Below are 591 nucleotides of genomic sequence, written 5' to 3'. Positions count from 1 at the left end.
GCGCGTGCCGCTCTCGGGCCGCGGCGACCGCCTGCTCGACGTCATCGCCCAGGCCGGCGGCGTGCGCACCCCGGTGGCCGAGACCTTCGTGCGCCTGTCGCGCGGCAACCGCACCGTCACCGTGCCGATGACCACAGTGGTCGCCAACCCGCGCGAGAACATCTTCGTGCGGCCGAACGATACGCTGACCCTGGTGCGCGACCCGCAGACCTTCCTGGCCGTGGGTGCGCTCGGCAACACCACCGAGGTGCCGTTCACGGCGGACGGGCTGACGCTGTCGCAGGCGCTGGCGCGGGCCTCCGGCCTGCGCGAGATCCAGGCCGATCCGGCCGGCGTGTTCATCTTCCGCTACGAGCCGGCGGCGGTGGTGCGGCGGCTGCGGCCGAACTCGCCGCTGCTGTCCTCGCCGCAGGTGCCGGTGGTGTACCGGGTGAACCTGCGCGACGCGCAGGGGATGTTCCTGACCCAGAGCTTCCGCATGCGGAACCGCGACCTCGTCTATGTGTCGAGTTCGCCGTTCGCGGAGCTGGGCAAGGTGCTGAGCGTGTTCTCGACCGTGGCTTCGCCCATCGCGGCCGGCGCCTCGATCTA

General features: G+C 71.7%; 1 pseudogene. It reads left to right on the top strand.

The features are described 5' to 3' along the window. A pseudogene (locus E4V01_RS25435) lies at positions 1 to 591 on the top strand (sugar transporter); the annotation flags it as partial.

Source organism: Methylorubrum sp. Q1, from assembly GCF_004683995.1.
In the GTDB taxonomy this organism is placed as follows: domain Bacteria; phylum Pseudomonadota; class Alphaproteobacteria; order Rhizobiales; family Beijerinckiaceae; genus Methylobacterium.
The sequence above is the reverse complement of the archived record's forward strand: the minus strand, read 5'-3'. Positions and strand labels throughout refer to the sequence as shown.